Source organism: Nocardioides sp. zg-1230 (genome assembly GCF_013155335.1).
Classification (GTDB): domain Bacteria; phylum Actinomycetota; class Actinomycetes; order Propionibacteriales; family Nocardioidaceae; genus Nocardioides.
The window spans coordinates 793,514-808,017 of the sequence record NZ_JABJQZ010000001.1; the positions used below are offsets into that span (position 1 = coordinate 793,514).

13 protein-coding genes are annotated in these 14,504 nt (G+C 73.4%); 3 read left to right on the forward strand and 10 right to left on the reverse strand.

Annotated features, from left to right (window positions below):
- Positions 1 to 262 precede the first annotated feature (262 nt).
- The 9 genes from HOO61_RS03820 to HOO61_RS03860 all read right to left on the reverse strand — a co-directional run bounded on the left by HOO61_RS03820 (position 263) and on the right by HOO61_RS03860 (position 9,879).
- On the reverse strand, positions 263 to 1,834 hold the full coding sequence (locus HOO61_RS03820; RefSeq protein WP_172257073.1) for a glycosyltransferase family A protein: 1,572 nt from the start codon (positions 1,832 to 1,834) through the stop codon (positions 263 to 265).
- Positions 1,835 to 1,837: 3 nt separating this feature from the next.
- The gene (locus HOO61_RS03825) at positions 1,838 to 3,628 is read right to left on the reverse strand and encodes a hypothetical protein (protein WP_172257075.1); all 1,791 of its coding nucleotides are present in this window, start codon (positions 3,626 to 3,628) and stop codon (positions 1,838 to 1,840) included.
- Entirely contained in the window at positions 3,625 to 4,593 is a 969-nt protein-coding gene (locus tag HOO61_RS03830; protein WP_216658534.1) for a glycosyltransferase, read from the reverse strand. Before HOO61_RS03830 ends, HOO61_RS03825 begins: the two co-directional genes overlap by 4 nt.
- Positions 4,593 to 5,645: a sulfotransferase family protein gene (locus HOO61_RS03835; protein WP_172257077.1), complete on the reverse strand. Its 1,053-nt coding sequence runs from the start codon at positions 5,643 to 5,645 to the stop codon at positions 4,593 to 4,595. Before HOO61_RS03835 ends, HOO61_RS03830 begins: the two co-directional genes overlap by 1 nt.
- Before the next feature lie 32 nt (positions 5,646 to 5,677).
- A complete protein-coding gene (locus HOO61_RS03840; RefSeq protein WP_172257079.1) occupies positions 5,678 to 6,082 on the reverse strand; it encodes a hypothetical protein in 405 nt (134 codons plus the stop codon).
- Entirely contained in the window at positions 6,082 to 6,828 is a 747-nt protein-coding gene (locus tag HOO61_RS03845; RefSeq protein WP_172257081.1) for a hypothetical protein, read from the reverse strand. The genes HOO61_RS03840 and HOO61_RS03845 overlap by 1 nt, the downstream gene beginning before the upstream one ends.
- Positions 6,825 to 7,817 (reverse strand): hypothetical protein, encoded by a 993-nt coding sequence (locus HOO61_RS03850; protein WP_172257083.1) that lies wholly within the window; start codon positions 7,815 to 7,817, stop codon positions 6,825 to 6,827. The genes HOO61_RS03845 and HOO61_RS03850 overlap by 4 nt, the downstream gene beginning before the upstream one ends.
- A gap of 90 nt (positions 7,818 to 7,907) precedes the next feature.
- Positions 7,908 to 8,432, reverse strand: a complete 525-nt coding sequence (locus HOO61_RS03855) for a hypothetical protein (RefSeq protein WP_172257085.1) — start codon at positions 8,430 to 8,432, stop codon at positions 7,908 to 7,910.
- An 85-nt stretch (positions 8,433 to 8,517) separates the two neighbouring features.
- A complete protein-coding gene (locus HOO61_RS03860; RefSeq protein ID WP_367650014.1) occupies positions 8,518 to 9,879 on the reverse strand; it encodes a GH1 family beta-glucosidase in 1,362 nt (453 codons plus the stop codon).
- A gap of 18 nt (positions 9,880 to 9,897) precedes the next feature.
- Here HOO61_RS03860 and HOO61_RS03865 point away from each other — a divergent pair, with 18 nt between their 5' ends.
- Positions 9,898 to 10,602 (forward strand): pirin family protein, encoded by a 705-nt coding sequence (locus tag HOO61_RS03865; protein WP_172257089.1) that lies wholly within the window; start codon positions 9,898 to 9,900, stop codon positions 10,600 to 10,602.
- Positions 10,603 to 10,714: 112 nt separating this feature from the next.
- On the opposite strand, the gene HOO61_RS03870 is transcribed toward HOO61_RS03865, so the two are convergent.
- Positions 10,715 to 12,298 (reverse strand): FAD-binding oxidoreductase, encoded by a 1,584-nt coding sequence (locus HOO61_RS03870; RefSeq protein WP_253941962.1) that lies wholly within the window; start codon positions 12,296 to 12,298, stop codon positions 10,715 to 10,717.
- Positions 12,299 to 12,315: 17 nt separating this feature from the next.
- Here HOO61_RS03870 and HOO61_RS03875 point away from each other — a divergent pair, with 17 nt between their 5' ends.
- Positions 12,316 to 12,930, forward strand: coding sequence for a TetR/AcrR family transcriptional regulator (locus tag HOO61_RS03875; RefSeq protein WP_172257091.1), 615 nt, complete (start codon positions 12,316 to 12,318; stop codon positions 12,928 to 12,930).
- A complete protein-coding gene (locus HOO61_RS03880) occupies positions 12,930 to 14,474 on the forward strand; it encodes a glycerol-3-phosphate dehydrogenase/oxidase (protein ID WP_172257093.1) in 1,545 nt (514 codons plus the stop codon). Before HOO61_RS03875 ends, HOO61_RS03880 begins: the two co-directional genes overlap by 1 nt.
- Positions 14,475 to 14,504 lie beyond the last annotated feature (30 nt).

Below are 14,504 nucleotides of genomic sequence, written 5' to 3' on the forward strand. Positions count from 1 at the left end.
CTGCACACCGCCGACCGGGCACTTCGTCGCGCTGCAGGCCGCTGGGCGGGCGGTTCCTCGCGCACGCGTCAACGTACTCCAGTGACGAACGGCTGGCGCCAGACGGTAGTCCAGTGATCGATGGTCGTCGGGATCGTCCTCGAACAACCACCCGTCCCTGGAGTACCCCGCGGCGCGTCCCAGCGCGAGGATGTGCCCGGTCAGCGGGCCCCAGCGCGAGGAACCGCCCGGTCGCCGCGACCCAGCGCGAGGAAGTGCCCGGTCAGCGGCGGCGGCCGAAGAGCCCGCGCCGGTGGTCGCCGTCAGCGGCGGTCGGGGCGGAGGGGGCGGACGCGTCGCCGGAGCCGGCGCCCCTGGCGAGCGCCTTGCGCAGCCGCTTCTCCGACTTGTCGGGGTCCATGGGCGGGCGGGCGCCGAGGACGAACCGCTCGACGACGCGCTCGGCGACCGGCACCCAGCCGACCGACGCGGCGGCGTAGGTCTTCACGCCGAACGTCTCCTCGAGCAGCGCCTCACGGTCGTCATCGGGACCGGCCAGGCGCCCGACGCGGGCCAGCGCCGCCGTCCGCTCGAGACGCGCGGCCGCGCCCGAGTCGTACGTCAGCACCCGGGCGCCGTGGTGGGTGCGCTCGAGGTCGTCGAGGAGGGCAGCCAGCGTGGCGGGCAACGGTGCGAGCGACACCCCGGGCAGGGTGAGGACGAACTCGGCATCGGAGGTGGTGGGCGCCTCCTCGACGAGGCGCACGCGCGGCTCGTGGACGAACGACCGGTGCACCAGGCGGGTCTCCAGCACCGGGTCCTCGACCGGCTGCACCCGGTCGTCGTGCACCGAGCTCCACGGCCCGACGACCGTCACCCGGAGGTCCGGGACGTCGCCGTCGAGGAGCGAGTCGACGACGTGGATGGTCTCGTCGGCCGGACCGGCCTCGAGGACGACCTCGAGGTAGGGGACCTGGTAGGCGCGGCCGCGGCGGTTGCGCTTGGGACGCATCGTCGGCACGAGGTCGGCGAGGTAGGGGTCGTTGAAGCGGTTGACCTGCTCGGCGCGGCGCAGCACCTGCGAGCGCCCGAGGTGCCAGCTGCGCGCCTCGCGGTCGACGACGAAGACGCCGCCGGCCTGGGCGAGGGAGTGGCCGAGGTGCATGTCCTCGCCGAGGCGCAGCGTGCGGTCGAAGCCGTCGGAGTCGAGGTAGAGCGCCTTCGTCACCGAGCCGGTCATCCCGATGTGGTAGCGCTGGGCGCGCGGGCCGGCGGTGCGGAGGTCGTCGGTCTTGGCCCAGTAGTCCTCGACCCACTGGTGCGGCTCGTGCTCCTGGCCGGGGAAGAGCTCGCCCGCCTCGCCGGCCGCCACCCGGTCGCGCACGACGCCGGGGTCGAGCTCGAGCAGCGGGGCCGGGTCGACGAAGAGCTTGAAGCCCCCGGGGACGGCGTAGTCGACGAGGTGGTGCCAGCGCGCGTGCGCCTCGACCTCCTCGCGGTAGGCCAGCATGTCGGCGTCGTACCAGTGCAGCACGTCGCCGTCGGCGGCCAGGGCGCCGAGGTGGCAGGCGTTGGCGCGCCCCCAGCCCTCCTCGACCCGGATCAGGCGGGTGTTGTCGGGGCGGACCTCGGGCAGCTCCTGCGCCGGCGAGCTCTGGTCGTCGACGACGAGGACCTCGAGCAGGTGCGCGGGGTAGGACTGAGCGGCGAGCCCGGCCAGGACGTAGGGCAGCGTGTGCTGGTAGTTGAACGTCGGGACGACGACGGTGACCGACAGCGTCGGCTCCCAGTCGCCGAGCGTCGCGGGGATCAGCGACCCCCAGTCGTTCTGCCGCACCACCGGCTGCCGCGCCATGTCCTAGCTCCCCCCTGTCGAGTCCGGGCCAGGCCGGTCGACCGGGTCGACCTCCAACGCCAGGCTGGGCTGGAAGCCCGGCCACTCGGAGGCAACGATGTCAGGTCGGCGGAACTCCTCGTCGTCGCGCTGCCACGTGTGTCCCGCGCCGGTGCGCCGCAGGACGTAGCCGAGGCCGTGGGTGCGGTAGATCCGGCCGCCGGCCGCCTCGACGCCCGCGAGCAGCTGCGCGTCGACGTACTTGCGGACCCGGCGGAAGTCGCCGAGCGAGTGGAGCAGTCCGCGGTCGAGCAGCAGGGTGCCACCGGCGACGAAGCGGGCGAACAGCTCCGAGGGGTGCCGGCGCCGCACGGTGAGCGCCTCCCGCTCCGCGTTGGCGTGGAGGTAGACGAACTCCGAGGGCATCCCGACCACGTCCGCGCCGGAGAAGCGGCGGGCCATCAGCAGGTCGTGGACGGCGTCGGGGGCGTACCAGTCGTCGTCGTCGACCTTGAGCAGCACCTCGCTCGACGCGGCCCGCGCCGCCCCGGTGAGCACGTCGCCGAAGAAGTCCGACCCGTCGAACGTGAGGACCTGGTGCGGCCGGTCGCCGAGCGCACGACGTACGGCGTCGCGGTCGGGCTCGAAGCCGTGCGCGGCGAGCACCAGCTCGACCTCCGCGCCCCGCTGCCGGGCGACCTGCCGCAGCGCGAAGTCGAGCATCTCCGGACGCTTGGTCGACAGCAGCGCGCTGACCGCCGGCAGCCCGACGTGGCGTACGCCGGCGCGCGAGGCCAGCGCCGACCGCCACGCCAGCGTCGAGTGGTGGTCGAAGGCCGCGCGGCGCACGGCCAGGCTGTGCTCCTCACGCCGCAGCGCGTCGTCGAGGTCGACCTCGGCGTCGAGGGCCGCGGCGAGCGGCGGCGCCACATCGAGCGCGCCCTCGGTGACGACGGGCACGCCGGATATCGCCAGCGCGAGCAGGTCGGCGGTGGGGGTGTCGGCGGGCAGCCGGACGCCCTGGAAGGCGCGGGCCGCGGCGACGACACCCTCGGTGACCGGGCCGGGGCTGATGCGGGCGAGGTCGACGACCGGGTGATCCCAGTCCTTGCGGAAGCCGATGGGGTTGAAGACGCGCTCGTCGACCGGCTCGGGGCCGGGGTCGGTGACGACGGTCGGCGCGCGGTCGATGACGTGGTGCTCCGCGACGCTCTGCTGCGAGGTGGCGCCGCGGCGGGCGACGACGACGTCGGGCGGCACGTCGCGCTCGGCGTCGCCGGCCCCCGCGACGTCGCGCAGCAGCACCGAGCGGGCGTCGAGACCGGGGGCGGCGGGACGACCGGCGTAGGACACGACGAGACCGCCGTGCGAGGTGTCGCCGGGGCCGGCGGCCTGGCGGGCCATCTCCATCACCACCAGCTGCGCGCGGGCGCCCGAGGCGAAGCGGGCGACCGTCAGGACGCCACGGTCCCCGGCCTCGCGGGCGGCGAGGTGCACCAGCCGCGGCCACTCCGGGCGCGGCACGAGCACCCACGGCACGGGGGTGTCGGTGAGCCAGCAGGCGACGGCCTTGCACTGCCCGAGGAGGGGTACGGCGCTGGCCATCCGCCGCAGCCGCGCGCGGTCGGCAGCCACGACGAGCACCGAGCCCCAGCCCTTGCGCGGGCCGTCGAGCGCGGACAGCGCGACGATGGTCGGCTCGAGGCCGGGCACGTCCTCGATGCCGTGCAGCGCGTCGAGGGCGAGGCTGTCGGAGTCGTCGACCAGCACCAGCGTGGGTCCGGGCAGGCGGAGGTCGTGCAGCGGGTGGGTCACGGGCGCACGGGCTCCTTCGGTGCTCGTTCCTTCGGTGCTCGTTCCTTGAGTGCGGCGGGCAGCGAGTGCTGCACGAGCGGGCGCGGCTGGCGCCAGAGCCAGTCGCGGCTGACGTGGTCGATGATGTGGACCCCGGGGGGTGCGGTGACCTTCACGAGCCCGCCGAGCGCCTCGGGGTCGCCGTTGCGGATGGCCTCGTCGACCTCGAACTCCCGCAGCTTGCGGTAGAGCCGGGTGTTGGTGAAGTCGACGCCGTCGCGGCGCCAGTGGGCGTACTCGTCGGCGTCGAGCCACTTCACCTCGACGACCAGCCCCTGCTGCAGCACGATCCGCTCGATGCCGGGCGGCTGCTCGCGGAGCTCCCAGTCGAAGGCCTTCACGAAGGTCGTGTCCGGGCCCATCGGGTAGATCCACGGCTCGAGGAAGCGCAGCGACAGGTCGAGCCAACCGGTCGACTCGTCGACCACGGTCAGCGGGTGACGCGGCATCGCGACGATCGCCCGGGTGGGCTGGAGCTGCCACGCCAGGTCGCGCAGGATGCCGGCGCCCTCGGGGGTGAGCACCATGTCGCCGTCCCACTTCATCGAGTAGGTCGTGCGGACGTGGGAGAAGCACCAGTTGTAGAAGTGGGTGAGCGAGTGGACGCTCGTCGCGGGCGTCGCCAGGTGCTCACCGCCGGCCCGCGCCACCCGGTGGGGGTAGTCCAGGACGGTGAGCCGGTCGGCGGCGCCGCACCGCTCGGCCACCGCACGGGCGACGTCGGCGGTGCCGTCGTCGGAGCCGTTGTCGACCACCAGCACGTGGTCGACCGCGGAGAGGATCGGCGGCAGCACCCACGGCAGGTTGCGCGCCTCGTTGCGGAGCCGGAAGACGCACGTCAGCCCGGGGACCAGCGGTTCGCCGGACGTCCACGGCCACGTGACGTCGTACGCCGGGTCCCCCTCGAGGGAGGCGAGGTCGGGCATCAGGCGGGCCGCTCCCGGCCGATCACCTTGCGCAGCTTCTGCCGGGCCGTGGGCGGCACCATCGCGCGTACGGCGTGGGGCACGCGGTCGGCGCCGCTGCGGGCGGCCTGGCCGGCCTCGCGACGCGCCTCGGCGGCGGCGGCGCGCCGCTGGGCCACGACGGTCGAGTGGGCGAACGCCTCGGCCTCGGCGTACTGCTCGGCATAGGCGGCACGGAGCTGGTCGCACGTCTCCTGGTTCTTCGTCGAGTCGTCGGCGGCGATCGCGTCGAGCGCCTGCCAGGTCTCGTCGGCCAGCTCGCGCAGCCGGGTCGGCACGCCGATGTCGTCCCACGTCATCGTCACCCGCCGCAGCGACGGGTCGATGAAGCGGTGCACCTCGGCGATGTCGACCGCCATCGCGGTCTTGACGGCCGCGAGGTCGAAGGCCTCGCCGAGCGCGAAGACCGGTTGCGTCCAGTCGTCGAGCAGGTCGCCGTAGTGGACGAACGCGCGCTGCTGGCCGCGCGTGGCGCGCTCGGTGTGGAGCATCATGTTGACCCACGCGGCGGTGCGGGTGACGGCGCCCTGGTCGGACCCGGCCCCCATCCGGCCGTAGTAGGTCTGCTTGGAGCCGACCACCTCGGTGACCGGGCGCAGCATGGTGACGTACGACGACGTGGCGCCGCAGCGGTCGGCCGCGGCCCGCCACAGGCCGAGGAACCAGGCGGCGCGGGGGTCCTTGACGACGAGCTCGTCGGCGACGGAGAACTGCTCCTCGAGCCACGATGCCACCCGCGCGCGGGTGGCGTGGTCGCCGCTGGTGGTGCCGGTGTCGAGCCACGCGCGCGGCCGGGCGTCGGAGACCTGCACGTTGCTGCGGGCGAGGAGCTCGGTGTGCAGGTCGACGACCCAGCGCGGCTCGCCGAACCCCTTGGGGTTGGTGGCGTCCGCGACCACCTCGGGCTGCGGGACGTGCAGGCCGAGAGTCTTGAGCGCACCCGCCATCGTGCTCGTGCCGCTGCGGCCCGAGCCGACGACGAACACGACGCGGCGGCTGGTGGGCTCGGTCATGATCGGAGCCTATCGGGGGTGCCGGGCACCCCTCAGTGGTCGGGGGTGGCCCGCTCCTGCTGGGCCCGCGCGGCGGCGTCGGCCTCCTGGAAGGCCTCGTCGTCCTCGAGCTCCTCGCGCAGGGCGGACAGGCTCGCGCCGAGGTGGGCGCGCGCGGCCTCGGCGGTCGGGTCGTCGTCGGCGCCGGAGGCGATGTCGCGCCACGACGTCTCGCCGGCGTCGACGCGGCGCTGGAGCCGCTCCTGGTCGGGACCGAGCTCGCCGCGCCGGGCCTGCGCCTGCAGGTCGGCGATGCGGCGGGCCGACTCGGCGCGGAACTTGTCGCGTTCGGCAGAGAGATGCGCCGCGAGGCGGCGCAGGGACGCGGCCGCCTCGTTGGCCTGGCGGCGCGAGTCCTGGAGGGCGGCCTGAAGGCCGGGGTCGTCGGAGAGGGCCATCAGAATCCTTGCTGGGCGGAGTCGTCGGTGCGGTTGCCGGCCGAGGAGTGCTGGGCCGTGCTGATCGAGGACAGCACGGCGTTGGCGCCGCCGAGGCCGGCGTTGACGTAGCGCAGGACCTTGAGCAGCGCCTGCGCCGCCTCGGTGAGCTTCTCGATCGCCCGCAGGCCGTCGTGGATCAGCTCGACGATGCGGCGAGCCTTGCCGGGCGCCGAGACGCCCGCCTTCAGCCAACCGATCGGGCCGGCGAGGCCCGCGATGATGAGCTCCTGGATCACGCCGTCGATGAAGTCGATCGCGATGACCAGCACGTCGAGGGTGGCCTTGCCGACCTCGATGACGTGCCCGAGCTGCTCGGCGATGTAGCCCGAGGCCTCCTGCTGGTCGGCGTGCATCTGGCCGACGTCGGCCATCCGCGACGCCGCAGCGCTGCCCGCCGGGCCCGTCCACACGCCGGGGAGCTGCTGGCCGAGCGAGGTGTAGTTCTGGCCCACCCCGGCGCACGCGTTGCCGACGTTGCCCCACGCGAGCTGCATCGACGACACGGCGTTGAAGTCGCCGGCGACGGGCTTGAAGAGCGCCTCGAGGAGGCTCCAGCCGGTGATCTTGTCGACGATGCCGTCGATCGCCGGGATGATCAGGCCGCACTCGCCCTTCTTGTCCTCGATGTACTGGCCCTGCGTGCCCGGCGGCGTACCTCCGGCCACCGCCGACAGCGGGTTGACGTGCTCGGTGATGGTCGTCATCGTCCGGCCCACTCCTGTGCGGTCTCGTCCTCGTCCTGGGACTGGTAGTCGTCGTACGCACCGAGGTCGTCGGCGTTGTCGCCGATCTCGTTGACGTTGTCGGCCAGGTCGTTGATGTTGTCGACGACCTGCTTCCCCTCGTCGTAGAGGTCGGCGTACGTCGACGCCGTCTCGCCGATGTCGCGGCGGCGGTCGTGGTCGGCGGAGTCGCGCGAGCGGGAGTCGGCGTAGGCGTCGTTGGCGCGCTCGCGGGCGTCCTCCGGGCTCGCGCCCTCGGCGATCGCCCGGTCGTACTCGGCGTTGTAGGCGGTCTCGGCGGTGCGGTTGATCCGGTCGTGGTTGATCGTGTCGGCGTGGGCGTCGATGCCGTCCGTCTTGGCGATCTGCAGCGCCTCCTCGTCGGAGTAGCCCAGCGAGCGGTAGTACTGGTACTCGTCGGTGCGACGCTCGAAGGCGTCGGTGACCGCGTCGGAGGCCGCCTTCTGCGGGTCCATCCACGGCGGCACCTTGCCGACGTCGTTGCCGGGCTTGACCTTGTCGCCGATGGCGGAGGCGCCGTCGGAGATGCCGGGGTGCTTGTCCTCGAGGACGGGGATCTTGCTGCCGTCCTGCGGTGCGTTGGACAGCGGGCCGCCCGGGGTGTCGTTGCCGCTGCCGGCGGGGGCGTAGGGCGGGAAGGTCGCCGGGTCGGGGGCGAGGGCGCGGAAGCGGTCGTACGTCGCCTCGTCGGTGTCGAGGTAGTCGTCACGCGAGTCGATGAAGGCGTCGCGCACCTTGTCGGCGACGGCCCGGGAGTCACGCAGCCCGTCGTGCGCCGTCGCGACCGCCGACTCGTAGCTGCCCTGGAACAGGTTGAGCACCCCCGAGAACGCACCGAAGTTGCTGCAGGAGGAGCTGATGTTGTCGTCGATCGCGCCGATGTGGTCGCGCTGCTGCGACGCGAGTCGCGACGACGCGGTCAACGCGTCCGGGTCCACCTGGAAGCTCACGGGGCAGGTCCTTCGTCGGTCTCGTCGAGACGGTCGGGGTCGACCCCAGTCCTACCCGACGAGATCGTCGTCAAACCCGAGAACCCGCATTCAGACGGGCGATCCGGCCTTCTTCGCCCTCGCCCGGACCCGGAACCAGCCGACGACCATCGCGAGAAGGGCGACCAGGCCGAGCGCCCACAGCAAGGTGGAGCCCCACGCCCGCTCCACCGTCGTACGCCACTCGCCGCCCTGCTCGTAGACGGTGATCTCGTCACCCTTCTCGACGTCGCCGAGGCGGCGCAGCTCGTAGAGCGCGGACGCCTGCTCGCCGTCGGGGAGCTCGAAGAGGACCGAGGAGTACTCCGTCGACTTCTGTCCGGCCCGGCTGGGGCCGAGCTCCTCGAAGCCGAGGACCGTCGCCTGCTGGGTCTCGACGCCCGACGGCGGCTGGCGGCTGTCCCAGAAGTCGAAGAGCCGCCACCCCACCACGACCACCATCACCAGCAGCAGGACCAGCGCGATCCACGTCATGCCGTGGTTGCTCGACGAGCCGCCGGAGAAGCCACCCTCCGACCCGGGCGCCCCCGGACGGTCGGGCACGGGGCGGTCGGGGACGGGACGCTCGTCGGCCATGGCGGCAGTCAACCACCCGATATCTGAGGACGTGGTGAACGGGTCGGGGGGTCTCTCACGTCCGTGGTGTCCTCAGATACCTGCTCTACAGGTGCTGGGGTTGGGCCCTGATCAGGTCGGCGTACCACTGGAACGACTTCTTGGGGGTCCGCTGCAGCGTCTCGTAGTCGACGTGCACGAGGCCGAAGCGCTGGGTGTAGCCCTCGGCCCACTCGAAGTTGTCCATGAGCGACCAGCAGTAGTAGCCGCGGACGTCGACGCCGCGCTGGATGGCTTCGGAGACGGCGTTGACGTGGGCGCGGAGGTAGTCGATGCGCGCCTGGTCGTCGACGACGCCGTCCTCGTCGGGCCCGACGTTGTAGCTGCAGCCGGACTCGGTGATGACGATCGGCGGGAGGGCGGCGCGGAAGCGGGCGCGGAACATGACGAGCCACTCGCGCAGCGCGTCGGGGACGATCGGCCAGCCGAAGTCGGTGGTCGGGTAGCCGACGACCTCGCGCAGGTCGAAGGGGATCTCGGAGTCCTCGTCGGCGGCGGCGACCTTCATCGGCTGGTAGTAGTTGACGCCGTAGAAGTCGAGCGGCTGCCGGATCGTGGCGAGGTCGCCGTCGGCCATGACGCCCTCGAAGAGCGGCATCAGGTCGACCGGGTAGCGCCCGAGCAGCATCGGCTCGAGGAACGTGCCGTTCCACAGCGCGTCGAAGATCTTGCTCATCCCGACGTCGGCGTCGTCGTCGCTGGCCGGCCAGATCGGGGCGTGGTTGTTGGCGCAGCCGATCGACGTCGCGCCCGCCTGCCGCAGCTCGATGGCCGCGCGACCGTGGGCCAGGAGCAGGTGGTGGGCGGCCGGCAGGCAGTCGAAGAGCATCGCCTTGCCAGGAGCGTGCGTGCCGAGCCCGTAGCCGAGGATCGAGGCGACGTTGGGCTCGTTGACCGGGATCCAGTGCTCGACGCGGTCGGCGAACCGCTCGCCGACGATGGCGGCGTACTCCGCGAAGCGCTCCACGGTGTCGCGGTTAAGCCAGCCGCCGTCGTCCTCCAGCGCCTGCGGGAGGTCCCAGTGGTAGAGCGTGACCATCGGCTGCTGGTCGTTCGCGAGCAGCGTGTCGATGAGCCGGTCGTAGAACGCCAGGCCCTTCTCGTTGGCCGGACCGCGACCCGTCGGCTGGATCCGGGGCCACGCGATCGAGAAGCGGTAGCCGCCCGTGCCGAGCTCCTTCATCAGCGCGACGTCCTCGTCCACGCGGTGGTAGTGGTCGCACGCGACCTCACCGCTGCTGCCGTCGACGATGCGTCCGGGCTCCGCGGTGAAGGTGTCCCAGATGCTCGGACCCCGGCCGTCCTCGGTCACCGCGCCCTCGATCTGGTAGCTCGCCGTGCTGGTGCCGAAGCGGAAGCCGGGAGGGAGCAGGGGGAACTGCGGGGGGACATCGTGCGGGGGGGCCACACCGGCGAAGATATCGGCATGACCATGGCCCTGTACGCCGGATCCGCCAGGTCGTCGGACGCCGTCAAGGGGCGCTTGACCAGCCATTCGTTCTCGTTCGGACCCCACTACGACCCGGCCAACCTGGGGTTCGGACCCCTCGTGTGCCACAACGACGACGTGCTCGATCCGTCGGCCACGGAGGGCACCGGTGTGGTCGCCGGCTACCCCGAGCACCCGCACACCGAGCTCGAGATCGTGACGTGGGTGCTCGAGGGCTCGCTCGTGCACACCGACCCCTCCGGCGGCCGCCATGTGGTGGGGGCCGGTCGCGCGCAGGTGCTCTCCGCCGGCACCGGCGTGCGGCACAGCGAGCTGGCCGACCCGGGGTCGGGGCGGTGCCGGTTCGTGCAGGCGTGGCTCACCCCGTCATCGCCGGGGGCCGATCCGTCGTACGTCCTGGGCGAGGCGCCGCCGCCGTCGTCCGGGCTGGTCGAGGTGGCCGGCGGCGGCGGCCTGCCGATCGGCACGACCGGCGCCCGGCTGCTCGTCGCCCGGCTGTCGCCCGGCGCGTCGGTGTCGCTGCCGGAGGATCCACGCCAGCACGTGTTCGCGGCCACCGGGGCGGTCTCGCTCGCCGGGCTCGACCTCCGCGCCGGCGACGCCGTACGCCTCACCGACGAGCCCGGTCGCCTCGTCATGGCCACCGAGCCCACCGAGCTCCTGGTGTGGTCCTTCGCCTGACCGGCTGCCGCCGCCCCCTCCCCGCCCCGGTATCCAGGGACGAACTGGTAGGTCGATCGGCCCGCAGACCTACCAAATCGTCCCTGGATACCCCGAAGCGGGCGGGCCCGAGTCAGGGGATGAGGACGCCCGGGTTGAGGATCCCCGTCGGGTCGAGCTCGTCCTTGACGGCACGGAGCACCCGGACCCCGACGTCGCCGATCTCCTGGACGAGCCACGGCTTGTGGTCGGTGCCGACGGCGTGGTGGTGGGTGATCGTCGCACCCGCAGCGACGATGGCGTCGCTGGCGGCGGCCTTGGCGGCCTGCCACTGGGCGAGGGGGTCCTCGGCCTGCCGGGCCGCGACGGTGAAGTAGAGCGAGCAGCCGGTCTCGTAGACGTGCGAGACGTGGCACAGCACGAGCGAGCCGTCGCCGAGGGCCGATGTGAGCGCGGCCCTCACGTCGGCGTACAACCGCTCCCGGTTCGACCAGAAGGTCGCGGTCTCGAGGGTCTCGACGAGCACCCCGTGGTCGAGGAGCGCGTCGCGGAGGTGGGGCCCCTCGAAGCGGCCGTGCTCCCACTTCTCGCCCGGCTCGGCGCCGAGCGGCGTCCCTCCGAGGTCGGTCAGGAGGGCGGTGACGGCGGCGCGCCGCGCGTCGACGAACGACGCGGTCCCCTCGTAGCCGGCGACCATCAGGCACCCCGGGTCCTCGGACCCACCGATGGAGGAGGGGTCGGCGAGGTTGATCGCGGTCTCGGACTCGTCCGAGAGCCGCAGCACGGTCGGCAGCAGGCCGGCCTGCGCGAGCGTGCGCATCGCCTCGGAGCCGGTGTCGAAGGACGGCCACCGCCAGCCCTCGTACGACGTCACGGCGGGCGCGCGACGCACCCGGACCGTGACGGAGGTGATGACGCCGAAGGCTCCCTCCGAGCCCAGCAGCAGCTGACGGAGGTCGGGTCCGGCGGCGTTGGCGGGCGAGGACCCGAGGCGCAGCGGCCCGGTGGGCGTCGCCGCGGTGAGGCCGACGACCATCGCGTCGAAGCGGCCGTAGCCGGCGCTGGACTGCCCGCTCGACCGCGTGGCCGCGAAGCCCCCGATCGAGGCGTGCCGGAAGGATTGCGGGTAGTGCCCGAGCGTCAGCCCGTGCTCGGTGAGCAGGGCCTCGGCCTCCGGACCGCGCAGGCCGGGCTCGAGGGTCGCGGTCATCGAGACCTCGTCGACGGCGAGCAGCCGCCTCATCCGCACGAGGTCGAGGCTGACCAGGCCGGCGAAGCCGTCGCGACGCGCGGCCAGCCCTCCGGTCACGCACGTGCCGCCGCCGAACGGCACGACCGCCACCCGGTGGTCCACGGCCCAGGCCAGCACGGCCTCGACCTCGGCGTGCCCATCAGGACGTACGACGGCGTCGGGTGCGTCGTCGAGGTCACCGGCCCGGGCCCGCAGCAGGTCGGGCGTCGACTTGCCCCGGGTGCGGAGCGTCCGGGTGGCGTCGTCGGTCAGCACGTGCTCGGCGCCGACGACTGCACGCAGCCCGTCGAGCAGCGCGTCGTCCAGGGCGGACGCCGGCGGCGTCGCGCCCTCGACCGGCGGGCGGTCCTGCAGGCCGAAGGCGAGCTCGACGAGACCGAGCGCGGAGTCGGGCAGGGCAGTGGCGGCGGAAGGGGCGCCCCAGCGCTGCGGGTGCATCTCGACTGCGGTCGGCTCGTTGGGCATGCGTTACAGTGTGACATATGGCGTCACTTCGTCACACGCAGCAGCAGACGGGCCGACCGAACGGGGACCCCCGGCTCGACGGCTACCTCGACGCCGCCCGCGACTGCATCCTCGACGTCGGCTGGCGACGTACGACGCTCACCGAGGTCGCGAAGCGGGCCGGCGTCTCCCGGATGACGATCTACCGTGCGTGGCCCGACATGGGCTCGCTGCTCGGCGACCTGATGACCCGCGAGTGGGTCGGCATCGCCGCCGCGACGCAGGTCGCCGCCGCCGACACCACGACCCCCGACGGCATCGCCGCCGCCGCGCTGTCGACGGTCCGCGCGCTGCGCGACAACGAGCTCTTCGTGCGCATCGTCGAGCTCGACCCCGACCTGATGCTGCCCTACCTGCTCCACCGCCGCGGTCGCTCGCAGGAGGCGCTGGTCGAGATCCTCGCTTCCGAGATCGAGTCGGGCCAGGCCGCCGGTGCGATCCGGGCCGGCGACCCCGTGCTGATCGCGCGGTCGCTGACCCTGGCCGGTCACGGGTTCGTCTTCTCCGCGCTGACGATGACCGACGCCCGGGTCGAGCTCGCCGACCTCGACGCGGAGTACGCCCGGCTGATCACGCGGACCCTGGAGCCCTGATGGAGCCCGGGCGCCGCATCATCCCCGGCCTGGCGGGCATCCCCGCGGAGGTCGACGTGGTGGTCGTCGGCCTCGGCATCACCGGCGCCGGCGTCGCGCTCGACGCCGCCACGCGCGGCCTCACGGTGCTCGCCGTCGACGCCCACGACCTGGCCTTCGGGACATCGCGGTGGTCGTCCAAGCTCGTGCACGGCGGCCTCCGCTACCTCGCCCAGGGCCACCTCGCCATCGCCCACGAGAGCGCCGTCGAGCGCGGCATCCTGATGGGCGTCACGGCACCGCACCTCGTCCACCCCCTGCCGATGCTGACGCCGGTCAACGACGCGATGCCGCGCAGCCGGACCGCCTTCACGTGGGGCGGGCTGCAGGCCGGCGACGTGCTCCGCCGGAGCGCGCACACCAGCACGCGGACGCTCCCGCGCCCCCGCCGGCTCAACGCCACCGAGGCGCTCAGCCTCGCTCCCGCGCTGCGCGCCGACACCCTCCGCGGCGGGCTGCTCGCCTGGGACGGGCAGCTCGAGGACGACGCGCGCCTCGTCGTGACCGTCGCCCGCACCGCGGCGTCGTACGGCGCCCATGTGCGCACGCGGGCCCGCGTCACCGCCGCGACCGGCACCTCCGTCACGCTGCGCGACGAGCTCACCGGGGCGTCGTACGCCGTCCGCGCGAGGGCGGTCGTGACCGCGACCGGCGTGTGGGCCGGCGACCTCGACGCGCAGGTGCGGCTGCGGCCGAGCCGCGGCACCCACCTCGTGCTGCGCGGGTCGGCGCTGCCGCACGCCCGGGTCGCAGTGATGGTGCCGATCCCCGGCACGAGCGCGCGCTTCGCGATGGTCCTCCCCCAGCCCGACGGCACGATCTACGTCGGCCTCACCGACGAACCCGTCAGCGGACCCGTGCCCGACGTGCCGCAGCCGAGCCAGGGCGAGATCGACTTCCTGCTCGACGTCGTCGCCTCCGCCTTCACCACCCCGCCGACGCGGGCCGACGTGGTCGGCGCCTTCGCGGGCCTGCGGCCGTTGCTGGAGGTCGCCGGCACCGACGCGACCGCCGACCTGTCGCGCCGCCACGCGATCCTCACCTCGGCCACCGGCGTGACGACCGTCGTCGGCGGCAAGCTGACCACCTACCGCCGGATGGCCCAGGACACCCTCGATGGCCTCGCCGGCGCGCTGCCCCACGCCGGCCCCTGCCGCACCGCCTCCCTCCCGCTTCTCGGCGCCGCAGCACCGGAGGAGCTGCGGCGCTCGACCGCCCCCGCCCGGCTCGTACGACGATTCGGCACCGACGCCGGCCTCGTCCTGGCCACCGCCCGCGACGTGACCGGACTGGCCGACGACGAGCTGCTCGCCCCGGTCTCCGCGCAGGTCCCGGTGACGCTCGCCGAGCTGGTCTTCGCGGTCACCCACGAGGGCGCGCACGACGTCGGCGACCTGCTGGACCGGCGTACCCGCGTCGGGCTCGTCGCCGAGGACCGTGCCGCGGCCGAACCGCTGGCGCGGCGGGCGCTCGCCCTCGCGTCGCAACCAACCGTCACCGGCTAGCGTCTCCCTGTCGTGCGCAACGGTGCGCCG

Bases quoted from the DNA above. Each gene is read 5' to 3' on its own strand.
- HOO61_RS03820 (WP_172257073.1), bottom strand. From the start codon at position 1,834: ATGGCGCGGCAGCCGGTGGTGCGGCAGAACGACTGGGGGTCGCTGATC.
- HOO61_RS03830 (WP_216658534.1), bottom strand. From the start codon at position 4,593: ATGCCCGACCTCGCCTCCCTCGAGGGGGACCCGGCGTACGACGTCACG.
- HOO61_RS03835 (WP_172257077.1), bottom strand. From the start codon at position 5,645: ATGACCGAGCCCACCAGCCGCCGCGTCGTGTTCGTCGTCGGCTCGGGC.
- HOO61_RS03840 (WP_172257079.1), bottom strand. From the start codon at position 6,082: ATGGCCCTCTCCGACGACCCCGGCCTTCAGGCCGCCCTCCAGGACTCG.
- HOO61_RS03845 (WP_172257081.1), bottom strand. From the start codon at position 6,828: ATGACGACCATCACCGAGCACGTCAACCCGCTGTCGGCGGTGGCCGGA.
- HOO61_RS03855 (WP_172257085.1), bottom strand. From the start codon at position 8,432: ATGGCCGACGAGCGTCCCGTCCCCGACCGCCCCGTGCCCGACCGTCCG.
- HOO61_RS03865 (WP_172257089.1), top strand. From the start codon at position 9,898: ATGACCATGGCCCTGTACGCCGGATCCGCCAGGTCGTCGGACGCCGTC.
- HOO61_RS03870 (WP_253941962.1), bottom strand. From the start codon at position 12,298: ATGCCCAACGAGCCGACCGCAGTCGAGATGCACCCGCAGCGCTGGGGC.
- HOO61_RS03875 (WP_172257091.1), top strand. From the start codon at position 12,316: ATGGCGTCACTTCGTCACACGCAGCAGCAGACGGGCCGACCGAACGGG.
- HOO61_RS03880 (WP_172257093.1), top strand. From the start codon at position 12,930: ATGGAGCCCGGGCGCCGCATCATCCCCGGCCTGGCGGGCATCCCCGCG.